This window comes from Tabrizicola oligotrophica (assembly GCF_011008935.1).
GTDB lineage: Bacteria > Pseudomonadota > Alphaproteobacteria > Rhodobacterales > Rhodobacteraceae > Tabrizicola_A > Tabrizicola_A oligotrophica.
This window is the reverse complement of sequence record NZ_JAAIVJ010000002.1, coordinates 12,701-35,095: the sequence shown is the minus strand read 5'-3', so window position 1 is coordinate 35,095 and position 22,395 is coordinate 12,701. Positions and strand designations below refer to the sequence as shown.

Below are 22,395 nucleotides of genomic sequence, written 5' to 3'. Positions count from 1 at the left end.
TTGGCATGAGGAACCCCATGAAGATCACACACGTCCATCTCGCGCCGGGATATTCGGCCTTCTATTTCGACGACCAGGCCGCGATCAAGGCTGGCGCCCGGCAGGACAGCTTTGTCTACACCGGCACGCCGCTGACGCCGGGTTTTGATCAGGTGCGTCAATGCGGGGAAAGCATCTCGATCCTGCTGGAGCTGGAAAACGGCCAGATTGCCGAAGGCGATTGCGCGGCTGTGCAATATTCCGGCGCAGGCGGTCGTGACCCGCTGTTCACGGCAGAGCGTTTCATGCCGCTGATTGCAGCCCATCTTGTTCCAAGGCTTGTCGGTCTTGATGTGTCCCGCTTTCGCGACAATGCGGCGACGTTCGATGCCCTGACCATCGACGGCGCGCCCTTGCACACCGCCATCCGCTATGGGCTAAGCCAGGCGCTGCTGGATGCCACGGCAAAGGCGACCGGGCGGCAGAAATATCAGGTGGTGGCCGATGAATGGGGCCTGCCGCGGAGCGCCGCGCCGTTGCAACTCTTCGGGCAAAGCGGCGATGACCGCTATAACGCGGTCGACAAGATGATCCTGAAACAGGTGGCCGCGCTGCCGCACGGGCTGATCAACAACGTGCCGCAAAAGCTGGGCGAGACCGGGGGGAAACTGGCCGAATATGTCTCGTGGCTGGCCCATCGCATTCGCAGCCTGCGCCGCAGCCGCGCCTATAACCCGGTGCTTCACATTGATGTCTATGGCACCGTTGGCACGATCTTCGACAATGATCCTGCGCGCATCGCCGAGTATCTGGCTACGCTGGAAAAGCGGGCCGACGGCTTTTCGCTCTACATCGAAGGCCCGGCCGATGCCGGCGCGAAAGACGGCCAGATCGCCTTGCTTTCGGCCATCAGGTCGGAGTTGGCCAAGCGCGGCGCCAAGGTCAGGATCGTGGCCGACGAATGGTGCAACACCTATCAGGATGTGGTCGATTTCGTCGATGCGGGCTGCTGCGACATGGTGCAGATCAAGACGCCCGATCTGGGCAGCCTGCACAACACGATCGACGCAGTGCTGTACTGCAAGGCGCACGGGGTCGAGGCCTATCAGGGCGGCACCTGCAACGAGACCGACATCTCGGCCCGCGCCTGCCTGCATGCCGCCATGGCCACGCGGCCCGAACGGGTGCTGGTCAAGCCCGGCATGGGGTTTGACGAAGGCATGACGATTGTCGCGAACGAAATGAACCGCATTCTGGCGGTCGGCAACCGCAGGGTGGCGTGATGCAGGGGTTGAAGCCCTATGCGGGCCTGCTGGTCGTCTCGCTGGAGCAGGCGGTCGCGGCGCCGCTTGCCTCGTGCCACTTTGCCCAGGGCGGGGCGCGGGTCATCAAGATCGAGCGCGAGGGCGAGGGGGATTTCGCCCGCAAGTATGACAGCGCGGTGAAGGGCACGGCGTCATATTTCGCCTGGGCGAACCACGGGAAGGAAAGCCTGTGTCTGGACATCAAGCGGCCCGAGGACGCCGCGCTGCTGGAGCGGCTGCTGGCGCGGGCCGACATCTTCCTGCAGAACCTTGCCCCCGGTGCGATTGACCGGGCCGGCTTCGGTTCGGAAGCGTTGCGCCGGAAATATCCGCGCCTGATCACCTGCGACATCTCGGGCTACGGCGAGAGCGGCGCCTTTGCCGAGATGAAGGCCTATGACTTTCTGGTGCAATGCGAAAGCGGGCTGGTCGCGGTGAACGGGGCGCCGGGCCATCCGGGGCGGATCGGGGTTTCGGTCTGCGATATCGGGGCCAGCATGAATGCCATCATCGGCCTGCAAAAAGCGCTGATCGCGCGCGGCATCACCGGGCAAGGCAGTGCGGTGAAACTCTCGCTGTTCGATACGGCGGCGGACTGGATGACCGTGCCGCTGATGCATACGGTCTATGCCGGGAAAGCCCCGCAGCCGGTGGGGCTGCACCACCCCTCGATCGCGCCTTATGGCGGGTTCACCACCGCGGATGGGCAGGTTCTGGCAATTTCGATCCAGAATGAGCGGGAATGGGTCAAGCTTTGCGCCGACGTCTTCGAGCGGCCGGAAATTGCCGTCGACCCGCGCTTCTGCAACGCCGCCGCCCGGGTCAAGAACCGGCCGGACACCGACATGATGGTTGCGGCCTATTTTGCCAAACGCACGAGGGCGGAGATGGAGGCGCGGTTGCGCGCTGCCTCGATCGCCTATGGCGCGGTCAATTCCGTGGCCGATTTTGCCAGCCACCCGGCGCTGCGCCGTGCGCCAGTGACGCTGGAGGACGGGCAAGAGGCCGATCTGGTCGCCCCGCCGGTGCGCCACAGCTTCGAGCCGGAGATCCCGCAGCTTGGCCGGGTGCCGAAGGTGGGCGAGCATTCCACCGCGATCCGGGCCGAGTTCGCCTGATGGCCCGCAGCTATCTTTTCACCCCCGCCCATCAACCGCGCCTTGTTGCCAGCGCGCATGAGCGGGGGGCGGATGTGGTGCTTCTGGACCTTGAAGACAGCGTACCCGCGGCCCGGAAGGCCGAGGCACGGGCCAGCTTGCCGGCAGCGGTCGCGGCGCTGGCCAGCCATGGCGCGCGGGTTGCGGTGCGGGTCAATGCCGGGTTGGGCGATCTCGCCCGCGACATCGAGGCGGCGGCCTTGCCCGGTGTCGAGGCGCTGATGGTACCGAAGGTTGCCTCGGCCGCAGTCCTGCGGCTGGTTGCCGATCATCTGACCAGTTGCGAGCCAGCGGGGCAGCCTCCGATTGGCCTCATTGCCCTGATCGAAACCGCCGAGGGGCTGCTGCACGCCCCGGCCATTGCCCGGGCTCCCCGTGTGACGGCGCTTGCCTTCGGGACCGAGGACTTCAGCGCCGACTGTGGCTTTGACCCGACCCCAGAGAGCTTGACCCATCCGGCGCAGCATCTGATCTGGGCGGCGCGGGCGGCGGGGCTTGCCGCCCTGGGACTGCCCGGCAGCATCGCCGATGTGGCTGATGCCGAGCGGTTTGCCGCCGCGGCCGCCCTGGGCCAACGGCTGGGCTTTGACGGGGCGCTGTGCATCCACCCCCGACAGGTCGAGATCGTCAACCAGATCTTCGCGCCGTCTGACGCAGCGCTTGAGCATGCCCGCCGCCTTGTCGCGGCCTCGGCCGCGGCAGAAGCCGAAGGGCGCGGTGCAGTGCTTTTCGAGGGCCGTATGGTGGACCCGCCAATCGTGGCGCGGGCGGTCAGGCTTCTGCGCCAAAGTCCGGGCCATAAAGCCCGCGCATGATGTCCGGCCCTTCGCTGCGGACGAAATCGACGAATTGCTGCGCGGCGGGGCCGGGCTTGCGCCGCTTCAAATGCAGAACGTACCAGTCGCGGATCTGTGGCATGCCGTCGACCTTCAGCACGCTCAGCTTGCCCGCCTGACGCTCCAGCCCGATGGTGTGGGCCGAAATGAAGGCCAGCGCCATGTTGCCCATCACGGCCTGCTTGATGTTGGCGTTGCTGTCCATCTCCTGCGCGGGCGGCAGCGGCAGATCGGCTTCCCGAAAAAAATACTCATGCACCATCCGCGTCCCCGAGCCGCTTTCGCGCACCAGAAACGGCATGCGCACAAGGTCCGCCCTGCGGATGCGGCGGGCGCGGGCCAGCGGATGGTCGGGATGGCTGATCAGCACATAGGGATGCTTGGCGAACTGGTATTGCGTCACCTCGACCCGGCCCGGCGGGCGGCCCATCAGCGCGACATCGGCTTTGCCGGTTTCCAGCGCATGGATCACCCCTTCGCGGTTGGCAATGCTGATCTGCAGGTCGGCCTCGGGGTGGCGCTTGCGGAATTCCTGCATCAGCTGCGGCCCGAAATTGCGCGCGGTCGACACCATCGCCACGCGGACCTGACTGTCGATCCGGCCCTGCAACGCCTCGACCACCAGCACAGCATCCTTCAGCGTCTCGACCATGCGTTCGGCATAGGGGACAAGCGCGGTGGCCACCTCGGTTGGCTGAACCGTGCGCCCCTCTTTTTCGAACAGAGTCGCGCCAAGGCATTCCGCGAGCCGGCTCATCTGCATCGAGACGGCGGGCGGTGTCAGCGACAGCCGTTCGGCCGCCCGCATGAAGCTGCGGCTTTCGACGGCGGCCAGGAAGATCTGCATCTGCCGCAGCGTGATTTTTTCGCCCAGATCGTCCAAGCCCACCCCATTCGCAGCCGCGCTCCCGATCTGCCAGAGCCGCATCGGCCCTGTCAATCACTGCGGGCGTGCGAAGAAGTCGCCGCCCTTATCGTCGATGATCACGAAGGCGGGGAAATCCTGCACCTCGATGCGAAAGACCGCCTCCATCCCGAACTGCGGAAAGTCGATCTGTTCGACCTTGCGGATCACGTCCCGGCCAAGGCTGGCCGCTGCCCCGCCGACCGAGCCGAGATAAAAGCCGCCATGCGCCTTGCAACTTTGCACGACGCTGGCGGCGCGGTTGCCCTTGGCGATCATCACGCGCGAGGCGCCCCTGCCCTGCAACTCCGGCACATAGGGGTCCATCCGTGCGGCCGTGGTCGGCCCGAACGATCCCGAGGCATGGCCGGCGGGCGTCTTGGCGGGGCCGGCGTAATAGATCGGGTGGTCGGTCATGTAGCCCGGAAGCGGCTGGCCTGCCGCCATCATCCGGCCAAGTTCGGCATGGACCAGATCCCGCGCCACGATCATGGTGCCCGACAGGAGCACCGGCGTCGAAACCGCCAGCTTCGAGAGCGCGGCACAGATCGCCGTCATCGGCTGGTTCAGATCGATTCTGACGGCCTCTGGCGCGGTCTGGACTTGCGGCAGGAAGCGGGCGGGGTCGCGCTCCAGCGCCTCCAGCCAGATGCCCTCGCGGTCGATGCGAGCCTTGATCTGGCGGTCGGCCGAACAGCTTACCCCCATGCCGACCGGCAGGCTGCCGCCATGACGCGGCAGGCGGATCACCCGCACATCGTGGCAGAAATACTTGCCGCCGAACTGCGCACCCATGCCCATCTTGCGCGTCAGGTCCAGAATCTGTGCCTCAAGCCCGCGGTCGCGGAAGGGCCGCCCGGTGATGTCGCCGTCCCCAGGCAGGTCGTCCAGCGCCCGGGCCGAGGCGAGTTTGACCGTTTTCAGGCACTGTTCGGCCGACAGTCCGCCGATGACGATGGCCAGATGATAGGGCGGGCAAGCAGTGGTGCCCAGCGTGCGGATCTTTTCGTCGAAGAAGGCGAGCAAGCGATCGGGCTCCAGCAGGCGGCGGGTTTCCTGATAGAGGAAGGTCTTGTTGGCGGACCCACCCCCCTTGGCCATGAAGATCAGATCCAGCGCCTCGCCCTCGACCGCCTCGATGTCGATCTGCGCGGGCAAGTTGGTTCCGGTGTTCTTCTCCTCATACATCGTCAGTGGCGCCATCTGCGAATAGCGCAGGGCGCGGCTGGCCCATGTGGTGCGGATGCCTTCCTCGATCGCCGCCCGCATCGGGCCGTTCACCAGCAGGTTCTGCCCCTTCTTGCCGGTGACGATGGCCGTGCCGGTGTCTTGGCAACTGGGAAACTCGCGCTCGGCCGCGATCACCGCATTCTTGATCAGCTCCAGCGCCACGAAACGGTCATTCTGCGAGGCCTCGGGATCATCCAGAATAGCGCGCAGCTGTTCCAGATGGCCGGTCCGCAACAGGTGCGAGACATCGGCAAACGCCTGTTCGGTCAGCGCGGTCAAGGACGACGCGTCGACGCGAAGGAAATGCGCGCCGGACAGGCCCACCACTTCGGGGCCAGCGATCAGCAGCTTGGTCAGCATTCCGGGTTCCCTGCATGTGTCGTCGGCTCATAAGACCTGACCCAGAGAAATACTCAACAACGCTTATCTTAACTTAGTATCCGTTAAGCACATGTTACCTTTTAACGGACTCGAAATGACGCTCGGGCGCGCATTTCGCCACAACCGGGCCATATCTGCGCAGTTGGGCATCAGAGTTTCTTCTGGCTCACCGGCACCGCAAATGCGGCAAGCCGCCGCCACAAGACAACTGCTGACCCCACATTGTGCCCATCTGGCCGTTTCTGGAAGAAAATTTGCTCGAGGGGCCGGTGTCAGGTACACTGTGCACATCTGGATCCTTCTGATGAAGGAAAGGGGCCGCAATGTATCGGACAATCCTTTTGGCTTATGACGGTACGCGCGAGGGGCGGCTGGCCCTGCGCGAGGGGGCGCTGCTGGCAAAGCTGTTTCAGTCGCAGGTTGTTCTGCTGGCGGTTGTCGAGCCGACTTATGTCCCGATCGCGATGGACGCCGGGGTGGGCTTTGTCACCAGCGACCAGCGGGAGGAATATGAGAAGGTCCTCGCCGAAGGCTCCACGCGGCTGGACAAGCTGGGCTTGGCCCACAAGACCAAGTTGCAGATGGGCGACCCGGCGACCTGCATCGTCGATGCTGCAAAAGAGGCCCACGCCGATCTGGTCGTCATTGGCCATCACAAGTCCGGCCGGCTGGCGCGCTGGCTGCATGAATCCGTGACCACCTCGCTGATCGAGAACCTGGATTGCAGTGTGCTGTCGGGACACATGGAAATATCCGACGAAACGCTGTTCGGCCAGACCGCATGAGGTGCCCCGCACGACGGCCCCGGCAGGCAGGGCATCGCCACTGATCCCCCCCGGACAGGAATCCCGGCTGAGACGCGTCATCCCTCAAGGAAACTGCGCCGTCGGCTTTGCAGGATCGGGCCAAGAAAGTAGTCGAACGCGCTTCGATTGCCCTGCAAAAGCATGACCTCGGCCGACATTCCCGGCAAGAGCCGGACCTCGGCATTGCGGTCCAAATCCTTCGGATCGACTTCAACTTTCGCCAGGAAATAGGCAACGCCCGTCCGTTCATCGACAAGCGCATCCGCCGAGATCGATTGCAGCCGGCCGTGCATGATCGGCAGGTTTCGCTGATTGTAGGCGGTCAGGATCACCCGCGCCGACATGCCGGGCACGATCCGGTCGATGTCATTCGGCTGAACCCGGGCATTGATGACAAGCTGCGTCTTGGCCGGAACAATCTCGGCAATCGCTTCCGACGGCCTGATCACCCCGCCTTCGGTCGTGGCTTTCAGGTTCATCACCGTGCCACTGATCGGCGCCCGGATGACGGTCCGTTCAAGGATGTCCTCGCGCGATGGCATCTGCGCCCGCAACTCGGAAATGACGCGCCGGATGTTCGCCAGTTCCTCTGCGACCTCTTCACTGCGCTGCTCGGTCAGGGCGATCAGTTGCAGTTGCGCCTCACCGATCGCCTCGGCATTCTCGGCAATCCGCGCCCGGTTCATCGCCCGCGAGGCGGCAATCTGCGTCCGTGTGCGCTGCAGGCCAAGAACCTCGGGCTTGCGTCCGAGCCCCTGCGCGAGCAGGGTTTCGACCATGGTGATTTCCTCGTCGACCAGTGCAAGCTGCTCGCCCTCGGCGGCGATCACCTGTTCGAAGCCCGCATTCTGTTCTCCCAGCTGCAGGACTCGCGCCTCAAGAATGGCGATGCGGTTTGCCAGCGTTGCCTTGCGGCTGAGGAACAGCTGGCGCTGGCTTTCGGTGATCTCCTGCAGGTCGGGCGTGTCCGCGCGCAGAAGCTCGGGCGGAAAGACGATCTCGGCGGCGTTTGACTGTTCGGTCTCCAGCCGCGCCTCGGCTGCAAGCACATGCAGATACCGCTCCCGGATCTCGGCGTCCTGCGCGCGCGCCGCCGTGTCGTCCAGCGTAATGAGCGGGTCGCCAGCGGCCACCTCGTCGCTTTCGCGGACATGGATGGTGCGGATGATGCCGCCCTCCAGATGTTGCACCGTCTTGCGGTAGCCGTCCGGGCTGATGACCCCCGGTGCGAGGGCCGCACTGGCCAGCGGCGCATAGACCGACCAGCCGCTGAAGCCCAGCACGAACACGGCCGCCGCGAGCAGGCCAAGGCGCTGCGACCCTTGCGTCAGAAGTGCAAGCTCGGTGGGCGGCGTCGCAGGCGCGCTGCGGTCCCTGCGCCGGGCGATCCAGATCATTCCGGCAAACAGGGCGGCCAGAAACACCAGCTCCCAGCGCAGCAGCGCCTGGGTATCCGCCACGCCCTTGGATGCCGTCTGGCTGGCCGCGAGCGCCGCCGCGCTCCACAGTCCCCCGAAGTCGATCACCTCGGCCATGGGCCTATTCTCCAACACTGATGTTGTCTTGCCCCTCATCAAGCGCCGCGGTTTCCCGAATGCCGATCTTGGAACTGGCCGGAAGCATCGGCAGGACGCGCCGCACGGGTTTGAGGATCTGGTCGCGCGGTCCGAAGGCCGCCACCGTGCCGTCGCGGATCGCAAGCACCATGTCGGCGCATTTCAGCACCGACGCCTGATGCGTCACGATCAGGACGGTCGTACCTGCGCGTTTCAGAGCGCCCAGCGTCTCGATCAGGGCCCGGTCGCCGATTTCGTCAAGATTGGCGTTCGGCTCGTCAAGCACCACAAAGGCGGGATTGCCGTAGACCGCACGGGCCAAGGCAAGGCGCTGTTTCTGCCCCAGAGAGACGCGCTGGGAATGCAACGAAATCTCGGTCTCGTAGCCATTGGGCAGCGACAGGATCAACTCGTGGACACCCGCCAGCCTGGCTGCCTGCACGACCGCAGCACTTTCGATGTCGCGGAAGCGGGCAATGTTCTGGGCCACGGTTCCGGGCAGCAACTCGACCTGCTGCGGCAGGTATCCGATATGCGGACCCAGGTCCTCGGGATTCCAGTCGAACACATCCGCCCCGTCAAGGCGGACATGGCCCCGGTTGGCGGGCCAGGCCCCCACGGCAAGCCGGCACAGGGTCGACTTGCCCGCCCCCGAAGGGCCAAGCACGGCGCAGTTCTGCCCGGGATCCAACGAAAAGCTCAGGTTTTGCAGCAACGGCTCGCTGCTGCCGGGCGGGGCAAACAGGACGTTTTCGAACGCAAACTGACCAGTGGGCCGCGGCAGGGCAACCCGCGCGGTTTCGGCGCGGGCGACATCGGCAAACAGCTCCGCCAGACTGGCCCGGGCCGCCCGGGCCGCCACAAAGCTGCGCCAGGCCGTTGTCGCCCGCTCGATCGGGGCGAGTGCGCGCCCCATCACGATCGAGGAGGCAATCATCGCGCCGGCCGTGGCTTCGCCGCCCAGCACAAGATAGGCCCCGAGGCCGAGAATGCCGATCTGCAAGCCTTGCCGCAGGGTCCGCGCGACAGACAGGATCACCGTGGTCTTGTCCGCAAGGCCCTGCTGGCTGGCGGCGATCTCGCTTTGAACCCGGCCCCAGGCCCCGAACACGTTGCGCGCCATGCCAAGCGGCCCGATGGTCTCGCCTGCACCGACGAAATGAGTGGCGTTGTCCTGCTGGACCTTTTGCACCCTGGCCAGCTTCAGCTGCCCCTCGCGCGTCAGGGAGTCGTTGGCAATTGCCAGGCCCAGAAGCGCAATTGCGCCCAACGTAGCAAACAGGCCCAGCGCGGGATGCAGCAACCAGATGAAGCAAAGAAAAACGATGCTCCACGGCGCATCGAGAAAGGCGAGAACCGTGTCTCCGCCGTAGAACCTGCGCAGGTCGGCCACCTCGCGCGGGCCGGCGCCGCCGCTTTTGCCGGCGAGACGGGTTTCCATGGCCCGGCGCAGCACCGGCACCGTAAGCTCGGCATCAAGCCATCCGGACATGCGCGCCAGCGTCTTGCGCCGCGATTGCTCCAGCACGCCATAGATCACAATTGCGAAGACCGCGACCAGCGTCAGCCAAAGCAGCGTGTCAAGCGAACCGCTCGACAGCACGCGGTCATAGACCTGAAGCATGTAGATGCTGGTCACCAGCAGAAGAAGATTCAGGATGCAGCTGAGAAGCACGAGCGCCGGGAACTGCCCCCTGACCGCGCGCATCGCGCCGGAAAACCGGTCCATTCCCGAAGGTGCCGTCATGATCTGCATCCTTCTAGCTGAGGAAGGCAGCGGACCCGCCCGCAGCAGGCGGGTCCGCGCGGGCCAGGGTCAGGCCGCGTCCAGATCGACCGAGAACGCATCCGGCACGCTGCCGTCGTCGTCGCCGTCAAACAGCGTTCCCGTAAAGTCCAGATGCAAGTCCTCCGGGTCGAAGGTCTGTTCGATGGTCCACTGGATCACCGGGATCTTGATGGTCCCGCTGCCCATCGTCAGCTGGACCGCGTCGATCTTCGCGCCTTCGTCAATATCGAAATACTTGCCGCCCCGGGCCGCCTGCGGCACGGTCGGGTCGGTGCGAAGGGCATCCGACAGCATCGCCGCCGTCACAAGGATCTGATCGGACACCGTGCCATCGCTGTAGAAGATCCGGTAGTAAAGCTCTTCGGTTCCGGTGGTGTAGCCGCCGACGGAGTTGTCGATGTAGACCCGGACAGAGTCCGCCTCCTCTTCGGGATTGAAGACGAAACTCTCGTCGCCGGACTGGATACCGGCGCCCGAGCCGTCAAGGTTGTTGTTGTTGATGCCGATGCCCGAGGTCGACACATTCATCTGCGTTGACGCGTTGATCAGCGTCGGGATCTGGTTCGCCGGCGCAAGGAAGGACCGAACCTGGGCTTCGTTCAGGTCGGTGGCCCCCGGATAGATCAGATCGCGCAGGTCATTCGGCACCTGCACCGGATTGGCAAGCGCGTCTCCGCCTGCAAGCCCGCTTGCCGGCGCGGTGGCGACGACACCGAAGAACAACACATCATCCTGCCCGGCTTCGCTGCCGCCGAACAGCAGCGTCCGGACCGGATTCGGCCCGCTCGCCTTCAGCGCGCCTTGCGACGAGTCGCGGACGATCACGCTTGATGGCGGCACCGTCACCTGCAGATCATAGGAATCCAGATCGTCGGGATCGAATTCCAGCGTGAATTCGACGGTGTCGTCGATCCCATCCCCGTTGAAGTCGTCGGTGATCGAGCCTTCGAAACTGTACGGACCCGTCTTGGTGAAGCTGCTGTTGGCCGCAGTTGTGGTCTGTGAACCATCGGCGTCGATTTCATAGGCGTCAAACGACACCTCGAGCGACTTGAACCCGTCCTCGCCGGGGGTGGGATTCCAGGCGCCCGAGGCGCCGGCGGTATAGCTCCCCGTCGCGTCGCCGACGGTCATCGCCGGGCCGTCATCCTCCAGAATGAAGCGGTCGCCGACATTTTCGGTGCGGCTGGCAACGTCAAGATCGCCGTCCGTGGCCGTGGCCGTCAGCGTCACCAGAGTATCTGCCAGCGTCACCGCGTCGTCCGGGTCGGTATCGTCCGGATGCACGATCGCGCGCTGCTGGTCGAATGTGACGATCCCTGTGTCGGGATCGACGGCGATCTCAAAGACCACGGGTCCGGTTTCCGCATTTGCAAGCGAGGTTCCCGCCTTGCCGGTGATCGTCGTGCCGTCGGTCGACAGGAACAGGAACACTGCGTTGCCGGTTGCCGTGTCCAGAACCCCGCTGTTCGGCCCGCCTGCCCCGATGCCCAGCGTGTAGACAAGCGACTCGGCCTGCGCCGCGCCGTCCGCGCCGAAGGAGACGGTGAACTGGTTCGAGAAATCGCCCTGCGCATTGGTCGTCAGGTCACTGTCATCGACCGTCAGAGCCGTAGGGCTGGTGCCCGCCGTAACTGTGGCCGTATCGTCATCGACATTGACGGTGATCGACGACGTTGCCTCGTCGCCGTCCTCGTCCGTCACCTGATAGTTGATGGTGAAGCTGACATCTTCTTCACTGGTGCCCGGTGTCGGATGGAAGATCTGCGCCAGATGGGTGATCGTGTAGGCCCCGGTGGCAGGGTTCGTCACCTCCACCTTCAGCACATCGACCGAAACGCCGTTCTGCATCTGGCTGATGATCAGCTCGGTGCCGTCCGCCGAAAGGCTCTGGCTGAAATCGCCGACCTGCGGCAGCGTCGCATCCGTCAGCAGCACCGTCCCGGCGCCGTCATTGCCGAAGGCGTGGTTCAGCGTCCCCGAGGCCGTAGCCGAAGTGCCCGCCGCATCGCCGGTGCCGCCCGGATTGGCCACATCCGCCGTGACCTGTGCCGTCTCGTCGTCAAACTGCACAGCACTGTTCGCCCCGGCACTGGGTCCGTCGTCCTCGAACACGAAGCGGTCCCCGACGTTCACGGTGTGATCGTCCCAATCGGTATCGCCATCCGTCGCCCGCAAGGTAATTGTGATGACATCGTCGGCCATCGCCTTCGCCTCGTCCGGATCCGTGGTCGGGTGGACGATGGCGCGTTGCTGGTCAAGCGTAACCTCTCCGGTTTCGGCATCGACCGTGATGACGAACACCGTCTCGCCCGTTTCGGCATCCGCCAGTCCGGTGCCCTCCTTGCCCGTGATCGTCGTGCCGTCAGCGGAAAGGAACAGGAACACCGCATTGCCGGTGGCGGTGTCGACCAGACCGCTGTCATCGGCACCAATGCCCAGCTCATACACCAGCGCATCGGTCGCCGCCTCGCCGTCGGTGCCGAAAGTGACATCGAACAGACCGGCGAAACTGCCGGTGGCGTTGGTCCCAAGGTCGGTTTCATCAACCGTGAGCGCCTCAGGATTCGGCCCCTCCGTGATCGACAGGCCATCATCCTCGAAAAAGATATGCGAGCCGACCTCGTCGGTGTCACCCTCGACGTTGGTCAGCGAGAAACCGCCAAGGTCAAAGGCGATGTTGCTTCCGGCCCCGGATGCCGGCTGGTCGTTGCGGATCAGCACCCGGTTGTGGTCTGAATCGGTGGTATATCTGATGATGTCATCCGTCAGCAGTCCGGTGATGACCGCCCCGTTGCCGGTGTAATCCACGGTAACGCCCGCGGTGCCGACCACATTGACACCGCCACGGATGACCTGCACCGAGCCGGTGGTGATGTTGATTGCCGTATCGCCCTGCGTGATCGGATTGCCATCCAGATAGCTGTTACCGGAGCCATCGGTTGTCAGATAGGCCTCGATCTCCACCCGCACCGCCGCGTTGTGCGGCGCCATCTGCGAGATGGTGAACTCGGCGGCCTGGGTCATGACGTAACCGCCGAACTGGATGTTGGCTTCGTCCTTGGCCTCGGTCGAACTCAGCGGCTCGCCGGGGTTGTTCCCGGCACCCGGTCCGGCGATGTAGTCGGGATTGACGTTCGAGACGAAGGTGACGACGATCGCCTTCTGCGCCTTGATCTGCTGCCCGTCGGTACCAAGCGTCGTTCCCCCGCCACCCTGGCTGCTGTTGACAGTGCTGCCGCTGGACACGTTTTCGCCCGCTGAATGGTTGGCCGGATCCTCGCCCGTAATCAGCAGCGCCTGCGACGCACTTCCGAACATCATGAACAGGTTGTTGCCCGACGGCGCATTCGCAAAGGAAAAGGTCTGCGCGTCCGAGGCCGTGACATGAACCAGCCCCGTCAGATCCACGGAACTGTCAAAGTCGTTGCCGTCGTCGCCATGATCGATCGCCTCATACTGCACGGTCCAGAGCTTCGCCCCGGTCGTCGGTGTGCCGCCGGTCGGTTCGAGATAAATGGCAAAGACAATGGTACCGCCCGCCGTCTTGCCGATCACGACGTTGTCGTTCGTGGGGTCGGTATAAAGCAGGATCGCATCGCCGCTCGTCGTGGTCAGACCACTGTCATCGCCGTCCAGCGGATCGCCGGCGGCGTCGGTGAGGGCAATGTTGCCAAGAGTTCCGGTCGGGCTGAAGGTGACGACATTGCCGTCACTTTCGGCCGCCCCGATCGCCTCTGCCGAAGGGAAAAGCGTTTCGAGCAGGGTGGTGAAGGCACTCGGGAGCGACGAGTAAAGCACATCGCTGTCGTCCGCATCACCCGCCGGTGCCGGCGTCGCCACACTGTTCTGCAATCCATCGGTTTCGTCATGCGTCACGTCTGTTCCTGTGACCGTAATAAGCGTCTCGACCATTTTTCTGTCTCCTCCCCGAAACAGGGTCGTGAACGGCCAACCGGCAATAATGCCGTGCCGCGTTGCCGCTCACCGACCAGCGAAATAAGCCTTGCATGTTCGTGGAGGTCGTAACGGTCGCCACCGCAGAAAACGGCAAAAGACCATTGGCCGTAAAACCGGCAGTCGATAGCAACAAAGCATTTGCCGCGCGGAATGCGCGGATCAAGAAACTGCGTCAACGGGAAGTCGTCAGGCGATGTGGGCCGTGCCTTCAGGCGGTCTGCTACTCTACGAGTTCCCGAATGCCATCGATGCTGCCACTTGTCACACTCCCTCCACCCACTGTTGCTTATATAGCAACTCGCCAATTTTTTCAACGATTCCGGCTTTGCAACACGGGGAGGCACACGCTTCCAGATATGGATGCCTCGCCCGGTCTTTCCGCCCAGGACCACATCTTGTTGTGCCGCAACGCCGGGTTGATCGCGCCCGACAGGCGGCATTCGGAGCGCTTTCCCGCAGACGGGCGCGGCATCCTTCGGCGACCGTTTCGACTCACCCCGGGGGCTGAAGCGCCCTCGGTTCAACCTGGCCCTGCCGCCGCTCGGTCATGCGGCCCCGGTAAGGCTCACCGCCGCCCCGCTTGTCCAGCCTTGACCGCGGCGGCCAGAAGCAGGCCCAGTTGCCGCTGCTCGACGCCATCGGCGCGCGAGTTCAGCAGAACCGGAACCGTGGCACCCAGCACGATGCTGGCGGTGCGCGCCTGTCCATGCAGTTTCCAGGCCTTGACGGTGGCATTGCCGGCCTCGATCGAGGGGAACAGGATCAGATCGGCCTGTCCGGCCACTGGCGAGGCGGCCAGCCCTTTCTTGGCCGCCGCAGCTGCGGAGAGGGCGACATCATAGCCGAAGGGCCCGTCAACCACCGCCTGACCGAAACCGCCCGCCCGCGATTCCTCCGCCAGCGCGGCGGCATCGGTCGTCGCGGGCTGCGTCGCCGTCACCTTCTCGGAAGCGGCGATGGCGGCCACCCTGAGCGGCGCAATGCCCAGCCCCTGAAACAGCGGCACCGCGTTCAGGATGATCGCCCGTTTCTGCGCCAGCGTCGGCAGCGGAACGATGCCATTGTCGGTGGCGCCCAGCAGGCGGGGCAGCGAGGGCATTTCGGCCAGCGTCAGGTTCGACAGAACCTCGGAGGCGCGCAACCCGCCGTCGCGGGCCACCACGGCGCGCAGATAGGCGGCGCTGTCGACCTGGCCCTTGACCAGCACATCCGCCCGGCCCGCCCGGATCGCGGCGACGGCCAGCCCTGCCGCTTCGGCAGCGGTATGGGCCGGTTCGATCTGGAACTGCCCGGCCAGATGCGCCGGGATGAGCGCGCCGATCGCTTCCGCGTCGCCGGTCAGCACCGCTCCGGCGATCAGCCCCTGCGCGGCGGCGGCAACCAGCGCCTCCATCACCGCAGGATCTTCGGCACCGGCGACGGCCGGGCGCAGTTGCACGCGACCTGCCAGCGAGGCGGCCAGTTCGGCAAAGCTGCGGATCACCATGGCAGCGGCTCCACCTCGGACGAAACCGGCCAGTTGCGGGCAGGTTCGGCCCCCGACAGGGCGCGGAGGGCGCCCTCGGCCAGTGCGGCGCTTTCGTGGCTGCCGGGATAAAGCACCAGCGGCGCGAGGGTGGCGCAGCGCTGGGTCAAGGCGGCGACGATGCTGCCGGAATGCGCCATGCCGCCGGTGAGGATGATGGCATCGGGGCGAAAGTCCAGAACGGCGGCCATCGCCCCGATGGTCTTGCCGATCTGATAGACCATCGCCTCCCAGACCAGCCGGGCCTTTTCGTCGCCCTCGGCGATCATCGCCTCGACCCGGCGCATGTCCTTGGTGCCAAGATAGGCAAACACGCCGCCTTGACCGTAGAGTCGGCGTTTCAGCTCGGCCTGACTGTAGGTGCCGGAATAGCACAGGTCGATCAGCGGCATCGGCGGCAGGCCCCCGGCGCGTTCGGGCGAAAAGGGCGAGTTCTCCATCCGGTTGCTGCTGTCGACGATCCGCCCGCCTTTCAGCGCAGCAATCGAGATTCCGGCTCCCATATGGGCCACAACGGCATTGATTTGCTCGAACGGCTTGCCCAGCGAGGCGGCCAGCCTGCGGCCGCAGGCGCGGATGTTCAGCGCATGGACAAAGGAAAAGCGCGGCAATTCCGGGCAGCCCGACACCCGCGCCACCGGCGGCAGTTCGTCGACCGAAACCGGATCGACGATGAAGGCCGGACAGCCCGCAGCCCCGGCGATGCGGTGGGCCAGCGGCGCCCCGAGGTTCGAGGCGTGGTGATGCAACGGACGGTGCAGGGCGAAATCGACCAGTTCGGCATTCACCGCGATGGCGCCCGCCGGCACCGGGCTGAGCATTCCGCCGCGCCCGGCGACTGCCGCCAGCCGGACCCCGCCGGGGATCGCATCCAGGAAATCCTGCACCGCCTCGGCCCGAAAGGGCAGTTGTGCGGCAATGTCGGGAAACTGCGCCATCCGCGTTTCGTCATGCTCGATGGTCTGGTCCAGCACCGCGATGACCTCGGGGCCCTGTGGCTCGAACAGGCCGATGCGGGTGGTGGTGGTGCCGGGATTGATGGTCAGGATCAGATCTTTGCCCATGACTCAACCCGCAAAGCCGTAGGCGGTCTTGACGGTGGTATAGAACTCGACCGCGTGACGGCCCTGTTCGCGCGACCCGTAGGAGCTGCCCTTGGTGCCACCGAAGGGAACGTGGTAATCGACCCCGGCGGTGGGCAGATTGACCATGACCATGCCCGCGCGGGCACCCCGGCGGAAATTGCGGGCGTGGCGCAGCGAGGTGGTGCAGATGCCCGCTGACAGGCCGAAGGGGCTGTCGTTGGCCACGGTCAGCGCCTCGTCGAAGTCCTGCACGCGGATGACGGCGGCACAGGGGCCGAAGATTTCCTCGCGCGCCACCCGCATCTGGTTGGTTGCATTCAAGAACAGCGCGGGGCGCTGGAAATGGCCTTCGGTCGGCAGGGTCAGAACCTCGCCGCCAATCACCTCGCAGCCTTCGCTCCGCGCCAGATCGACATAGCGCAGGTTGCCTTGCAGTTGCGCAGCCGAGGCCACCGGGCCGATCTGACTGGCCGCCTCCAGCGCCGGGCCGACGCGCAGCGCCTGCATCTGGCGGCCGAGTTCGGTGACGAAGGCATCGTGAATCCCCGCCTGCACGATCAACCGCGACGACGCGGTGCAGCGTTGCCCGGTGGAAAAGAACGCGCCGTTCAGGCTGGCGGCGACCGCCACTTCCAGATCGGCGTCGTCCAGCACCACCATCGGGTTCTTGCCGCCCATCTCCAGTTGCAGCTTCTTCATGCCCTCAAGCCCCGCGCGGGCGATGGCGCGGCCGGTCTGCACCGAACCGGTGAAAGACAGCGCCGCGATGCCCGGGTTCTCGACGATGGCCTGCCCGACGACCGAACCCGGCCCCATCACCAGGTTGAACAGGCCCGCCGGGCATCCGGCGTCGTGGATGATCTGCGCCAAAAGATGCGCGGTGCCCGGCACCAGATCGGCGGGTTTCATCACCACCGCATTGCCATAGGCCAGCGCCGGAGCGATCTTCCAGGCCGGAATGGCGATGGGGAAGTTCCACGGCGTGATCAGGCCGACGACGCCCAAAGGCTCGCGCGTCACCTCGACATCGACACCGGGGCGGACCGAGGCCAGCGCCTCGCCCGGAATCCGCAGCGCCTCGCCAGCGTAAAAGCGGAAGATCTGGGCGGCGCGGCGGGTTTCGGCAATGGCTTCGGGCAGGATCTTGCCCTCTTCGCGTGCGAGCATCGTACCGATTTCCGCAGCACGCGCCTCGATCTGCGTGGCGATCCGCTCCAGCAGGTCGGCCCGCACCTGTGGCCCCTGCCGCTGCCAGCCGGGCAAAACGGCAGTGGCCGCAGCGGTGGCGCGATCGACATCCGCCGCCGTGCCGGCTGCATATAGCCCGATCAGGTCAGAAAGGTCCGAGGGATTGCGGTTCTCAGTCAGGTGATCCCCCGGCAGCCAGGTGCCGTCGATCAGGTTCAGGTGCGGTTCCGTCATGGCGATAAATCCCGGAAAAATGCGAAGACCCCACGCCTTGCGCGGCATGGGGCGCAGGGTGGTCAGGCCGCTTACTTCATCGTCGCGGCCTCGATCGAGGCCTCGATGATGTCGAGCGCCTCGTGCAACTGCCCCATCGGAATGGTCAGCGGCGGCAGCAGGCGGATGACGTTATAGCGGGTCCCGCAGGACAAGAGGATCAGCCCGCGCGCCTCGGCCTCGGCCACGATGGCGGCGGTCAGGGCCGCATCCGGGGCGTTGCTGGCGCGGTCCATCACCAGTTCGAAGGCGTTCATCGCCCCCAGACCGCGCACCTCGCCGATGCATTCCATGCCCTGCCGCGCCGCGATCTGGGTCAGCCGGGCGCGGATCGCCTCGCCGATCTCGGCGGCGCGGGCACAAAGGTCTTCCTCCGCGATCACGTCCAGCACCGCATGGGCCGCGGCCACCGCCAGCGGGTTGCCGGCATAGGTGCCGCCCACCCCGCCGGGATTGGGCGCATCGACGATCTCGGCGCGGCCCGTCACCGCCGACAGCGGGAAGCCGCCTGCCAGCCCCTTGGCCATGGTCACCAGATCGGGCGCGACCCCGGAATGGTCGAAGCCGAACATCCGGCCAGTCCGCGCCATGCCGGCCTGCACCTCGTCGGCAATCAGAACGATGCCATGGCGGTCGCAAATCTCGCGCAGGGCGCGCAGGAAGCTGAACGGCGCGATATTGAAGCCGCCTTCCCCCTGCACCGGCTCGATGATGATCGCCGCCACCCGCTCAGGGTCCACCGACGAGGCGAAGAGCCGTTCCAGATGGCCCAGCGCCTCGGCCTCGGTCACGCCGTGAAAGGCGTTCGGGAAGGGGGCGTGGACGATTTCGGGCGGCATGGCGCCGAAGCCCTTCTTGTAGGGCGCAACCTTGCCGGTCAGCGCCATGCCCAGCAGGGTGCGGCCATGGAAGGCCCCGGAAAAGGCGATGACGCCCGACCGCCCTGTGAAGGCCCGCGCCATCTTGACGGCATTTTCCACCGCCTCGGCCCCGGTCGTTACCAGCATGGTTTTCTTGGAAAAATCCCCCGGCGTGGCGGCGTTCAGCCGCTCGGCCAGCGAAATATAGCTTTCATAGGGCGCGACGTGAAAACAGGTATGGGTGAAGGCCTGCGCCTGTTCGGCGACGGCGGCCATCACGCGCGGGTGACGGTGGCCGGTGTTGTTCACGGCGATCCCCGCGGCGAAATCGAGGAACCGGAGACCGTCCGCATCCCACAGCTCGGCGTTCTCGGCGCGGAGGGCATAGATGCCACGGGTGCCGACCCCGCGCGCGACGGCGGCGGATTTGCGGGTGGAAAGCTGGGCGGATTTTGACATGGTATGCCTCATTGATCTGTGCCTCTTTGGCGCTTACCATTGCTCAATATATTGAGCAATAAGATTCTAAATAGTGCGCGATTGCGCGCAGCGATTGCCTGTCCGCGGCCAAGGCCGTAATCTTGGGAAAAGTTCAGGAAATCCCATGCAAGACTTCAATGTCGGAGAAAGACTGCGCGAGATGCGGCAAGCCGCAGATATGTCGCAGCGCCAGCTTGCCGAGGCTTCAGGCGTGCCACACGGCCAGATCTCGATGATCGAGACCAACCGCTCCAGCCCCTCCGTCGCATCCTTGCGCAAGATTCTCGGCGGCCTGAAGGTCAGCATGTCCGAGTTTTTCGAGCCGGACGCCCCGCTTTCCCAAGCCGTCTTCTTCAAGCCGCACGAACTGCGCGATCTGACGACGCGGCTTTATTCCACCCTCGACGATCCGCGCGGCAAGATCACCTTGCAGCAGGTCGGCGACGCGAGGGCGCATAACCTGCAACTCCTGCATGAACGCTACGAACCCGGCGCCGATACCGGCGAGGCGATGCTGGAACATGCCTCGCATGAGGGCGGCATCGTCATTGCCGGAGAGGTCGAGGTGACGGTGGGCGAGGCCTGCATGGTCCTGAAGGCCGGCGACAGCTATCTGTTCGATTCCAGCCAGCCGCACCGCTTTCGCAACATCGGCGACCGCGAAGCCATCGTGGTTTCGGCCTGCACCCCGCCTTATCTGTAAGCAGGGGCGTTTCGTCTTGGGTGGCGGTCGGTGCCTGCCCCGGCCACAGCGCAGGCACCGCTCCAGAGTCACCCCAGATTGATCCAGACCGATTTCGTCTGGGTGTATTGCGTCAGGGCTTCGGCGCATTTGTCGCGGCCGTTGCCGGTCTGCTTGTAGCCGCCCCAGATCGAGGTCATGTCGCCGTGGTCAAAACAGTTGACCCAGCAGACCCCCGCCTCCATTTCGCGACCGAACCGGTGCGCCTTGGCCAGATCGCGCGTCCAGACCGAGGCGGCAAGGCCGTAGATCGAGTCGTTGGCGATTTCCAGCGCCTGATCCAGCCCGTCGACCGGCATGATCGCCGCCACCGGGCCGAAGATTTCCTCGCGGGCGATGGTCATGGCGGGGGTGACGCCGGTGAACAGGGTCGGTTCGACATAGGCGCCCTTGGCCAGCGCCGCCGGGGCACCGCCGCCGAAGGCCAGTCGCCCGCCTTCGGCCTTGCCGGTCTGGATGAAGCTCATCACCCGGTCGCGGTGCTGGGCGGTGACCAGCGGCCCCATGGTGGTGGCGGGGTCCAGCGGGTCGCCGAGGACGAAGTTCTTCGCGGCGATCTCAGTGAACTTCGCCACGAATTCATCGTGCAACCCGCGCTCGACCAGAATGCGCGAACCGGCGTTGCAGACCTCGCCCTGATTGCCGAAGATGCCGTTGACGGCATAGGTCGCCGCCGTTTCCAGATCGTCCCAGTCGCCAAGGATGATCTGCGGGGTCTTGCCGCCGCATTCGGTCGACACCCGCTTCATGTTCGACTGGCCGGCATAGATCATCAAGAGCTTGCCGACCTCGGTCGAGCCGGTGAAGGCGATCTTGTCGACATCCATATGCAGCGCCAAGGCCTTGCCGACATCCTCGCCCAGACCGTGAACGACGTTCAGCACCCCGGCGGGGCCGCCGGCCTCGATGAACAGTTCCGCCAAGAGGCAGGCCGACAGCGGGCTTTGCTCGGCCGGTTTCAAGACCACCGAATTGCCGGTGACCAGCGCCGGACCCAGTTTCCACGCCGCCATCATCAGCGGATAGTTCCACGGCACGATGATGCCGACCACGCCCAAGGGCTGACGCAGGATGTAGTGCAGCGCGGCCTCGTCGGTGGCGGTGACGGTGCCTTCGATCTTGTCGCCCAGCTCGGCGAAATAGCGGATCGAGGTGGCCGAGAAGGGCACGTCAATGTTTATCATGTCCATGACCGGCTTGCCCATGTCCATGCTGTCCAGCACGGCGAATTCCTCGGCATGGGCCTCGATCAGATCGGCGAATTTGGCCAGCACGGCCATGCGGTCGCGCGGGGCCATGCGGCGCCAGACGCCGGATTTGAAGGCCTTGCGCGCCACGGCGACGGCAAGGTCAACCTCGCCCTGCCCGCCGCGGGCGACGGTGGTGATGACCTCGCCATTGGCGGGGTTGACGGTGGCAAAGCTTTGCCCGCTGGCCGAGGAGACATAGGCGCCGTCGATGAAATGCTGGGTGCGCAGCTTGGCGGCCCTGGCCCGGTTGGTCCAGAAATCGCGGGTATGTTCGGTCATGGTTCTCTCCCGTTGGGTGATGTCATTTCTTGGGTCGGTCGCGCAAAAGCCCGACCGACAGGATGATGAGCAGGACGGACACGGCGACGATCGCCGTACCGATGGCGTTGATTTCAGGCGTGATTCCGCGCCGCAGCGTCGAATAGATGAAGATCGGCAGCGTCACGTCGCGCCCGGTCAGGAAATAGGTCACCGGGATTTCGTCGAACGACAGGGTAAAGCACAAAAGCGCCGCCCCCATGATCGCGCTGCGGATTTCCGGCAGGGTGACGCGGAAGAAGGTCTCCAGCGGCCGCGCGCCGAGATCGGCCGAAGCCTCCAGAAAGCGCGGGTTCATCTTCACCAGCCGGGCCAGAACCTGACTGACCACGATCCCCATCAGCGCCGTGGCATGGCCGATGATCACCGCCGTCAGGCTTTGTGGCAGGCCGATCTGCTTGTAGAAGTTCAGCATGGCGATACCGGTCACCAGCCCCGGCAGGCTGAGCGGCAGCAAGATGACATTGGTGAACAGCCGCTTGCCGGGAAAGTCGTGCCGGTAAAGCGCCAGCGCTGCCATCGTGCCGATGGTGATGGAGAGCAGCGTCGCGAAGAACGCCACATATAGGCTGTTCCACAGCGCCGTCAGGATCTCGGGATTGCTCAGGAAGGCGCGATACCAGTCCAGCGTGAAACCCGAGAGCGGGAAGGAAATCACCGGGCTGTCGTTGAAGGAAAAGATGATCAGCACGACAATCGGCAGGTAGAGAAAGCCCAGCACCGCCAGCGCCAGCCCGGACAGCCCCTTTTGCCACCACAGAAGTTTGCGCAT

Annotated in this window: 16 protein-coding genes; 5 read left to right on the top strand and 11 right to left on the bottom strand. The window is 65.1% G+C overall.

Annotated elements, in window-relative coordinates:
* Window positions 1-17 precede the first annotated feature (17 nt).
* The 3 genes from G4Z14_RS04245 to G4Z14_RS04235 are packed head-to-tail and all read left to right on the top strand — an operon-like array spanning window position 18 to window position 3,255.
* Window positions 18-1,262 (top strand): methylaspartate ammonia-lyase, encoded by a 1,245-nt coding sequence (locus G4Z14_RS04245; protein ID WP_164623546.1) that lies wholly within the window; start codon window positions 18-20, stop codon window positions 1,260-1,262.
* On the top strand, window positions 1,262-2,401 hold the full coding sequence (locus G4Z14_RS04240; RefSeq protein WP_164623545.1) for a CaiB/BaiF CoA transferase family protein: 1,140 nt from the start codon (window positions 1,262-1,264) through the stop codon (window positions 2,399-2,401). Before G4Z14_RS04245 ends, G4Z14_RS04240 begins: the two co-directional genes overlap by 1 nt.
* The gene (locus G4Z14_RS04235; RefSeq protein WP_164623544.1) at window positions 2,401-3,255 is read left to right on the top strand and encodes an HpcH/HpaI aldolase/citrate lyase family protein; all 855 of its coding nucleotides are present in this window, start codon (window positions 2,401-2,403) and stop codon (window positions 3,253-3,255) included. Before G4Z14_RS04240 ends, G4Z14_RS04235 begins: the two co-directional genes overlap by 1 nt.
* Here the strand turns inward: G4Z14_RS04235 and G4Z14_RS04230 are convergent.
* On the bottom strand, window positions 3,212-4,159 hold the full coding sequence (locus tag G4Z14_RS04230; protein WP_164623543.1) for a LysR family transcriptional regulator: 948 nt from the start codon (window positions 4,157-4,159) through the stop codon (window positions 3,212-3,214). The genes G4Z14_RS04235 and G4Z14_RS04230 overlap by 44 nt on opposite strands.
* Before the next feature lie 57 nt (window positions 4,160-4,216).
* A complete protein-coding gene (locus tag G4Z14_RS04225) occupies window positions 4,217-5,770 on the bottom strand; it encodes a FumA C-terminus/TtdB family hydratase beta subunit (RefSeq protein ID WP_164623542.1) in 1,554 nt (517 codons plus the stop codon).
* Between the two features lie 344 nt (window positions 5,771-6,114).
* Between G4Z14_RS04225 and G4Z14_RS04220 the strand changes: the two genes are divergently transcribed.
* Window positions 6,115-6,576, top strand: coding sequence for a universal stress protein (locus G4Z14_RS04220; RefSeq protein ID WP_164623541.1), 462 nt, complete (start codon window positions 6,115-6,117; stop codon window positions 6,574-6,576).
* Window positions 6,577-6,653: 77 nt separating this feature from the next.
* Here the strand turns inward: G4Z14_RS04220 and G4Z14_RS04215 are convergent, their stop codons facing one another.
* From G4Z14_RS04215 to gabT, 7 genes are all read right to left on the bottom strand, one after another.
* Complete coding sequence (locus tag G4Z14_RS04215; protein ID WP_227751531.1) at window positions 6,654-8,132, bottom strand: HlyD family type I secretion periplasmic adaptor subunit; 1,479 nt, start codon at window positions 8,130-8,132, stop codon at window positions 6,654-6,656.
* 4 nt (window positions 8,133-8,136) lie between these two features.
* Complete coding sequence (locus G4Z14_RS04210) at window positions 8,137-9,900, bottom strand: type I secretion system permease/ATPase (RefSeq protein WP_164623539.1); 1,764 nt, start codon at window positions 9,898-9,900, stop codon at window positions 8,137-8,139.
* A 69-nt stretch (window positions 9,901-9,969) separates the two neighbouring features.
* Window positions 9,970-13,857 (bottom strand): DUF5801 repeats-in-toxin domain-containing protein, encoded by a 3,888-nt coding sequence (locus G4Z14_RS04205; RefSeq protein WP_164623538.1) that lies wholly within the window; start codon window positions 13,855-13,857, stop codon window positions 9,970-9,972.
* Window positions 13,858-14,467: 610 nt separating this feature from the next.
* Window positions 14,468-15,388: a phosphate acyltransferase gene (locus G4Z14_RS04200; protein ID WP_164623537.1), complete on the bottom strand. Its 921-nt coding sequence runs from the start codon at window positions 15,386-15,388 to the stop codon at window positions 14,468-14,470.
* Entirely contained in the window at window positions 15,382-16,491 is a 1,110-nt protein-coding gene (buk, locus tag G4Z14_RS04195) for a butyrate kinase (protein ID WP_164623536.1), read from the bottom strand. The genes G4Z14_RS04200 and buk overlap by 7 nt, the downstream gene beginning before the upstream one ends.
* 3 nt (window positions 16,492-16,494) lie before the next feature.
* Window positions 16,495-17,934 (bottom strand): aldehyde dehydrogenase family protein, encoded by a 1,440-nt coding sequence (locus G4Z14_RS04190; protein ID WP_164623535.1) that lies wholly within the window; start codon window positions 17,932-17,934, stop codon window positions 16,495-16,497.
* A 71-nt stretch (window positions 17,935-18,005) separates the two neighbouring features.
* Entirely contained in the window at window positions 18,006-19,292 is a 1,287-nt protein-coding gene (gene gabT, locus G4Z14_RS04185) for a 4-aminobutyrate--2-oxoglutarate transaminase (RefSeq protein WP_164623534.1), read from the bottom strand.
* A gap of 145 nt (window positions 19,293-19,437) precedes the next feature.
* On the opposite strand from gabT, the gene G4Z14_RS04180 reads away from it, so the two are divergent.
* Window positions 19,438-20,016 carry a cupin domain-containing protein gene (locus tag G4Z14_RS04180; protein WP_164623533.1) on the top strand — a complete coding sequence of 193 codons (579 nt, stop codon included), beginning with the start codon at window positions 19,438-19,440 and terminating at the stop codon, window positions 20,014-20,016.
* Window positions 20,017-20,084: 68 nt separating this feature from the next.
* On the opposite strand, the gene G4Z14_RS04175 is transcribed toward G4Z14_RS04180, so the two are convergent.
* Window positions 20,085-21,584 (bottom strand): aldehyde dehydrogenase, encoded by a 1,500-nt coding sequence (locus G4Z14_RS04175; protein WP_164623532.1) that lies wholly within the window; start codon window positions 21,582-21,584, stop codon window positions 20,085-20,087.
* 22 nt (window positions 21,585-21,606) lie between these two features.
* A complete protein-coding gene (locus G4Z14_RS04170) occupies window positions 21,607-22,395 on the bottom strand; it encodes an ABC transporter permease (RefSeq protein WP_164623531.1) in 789 nt (262 codons plus the stop codon).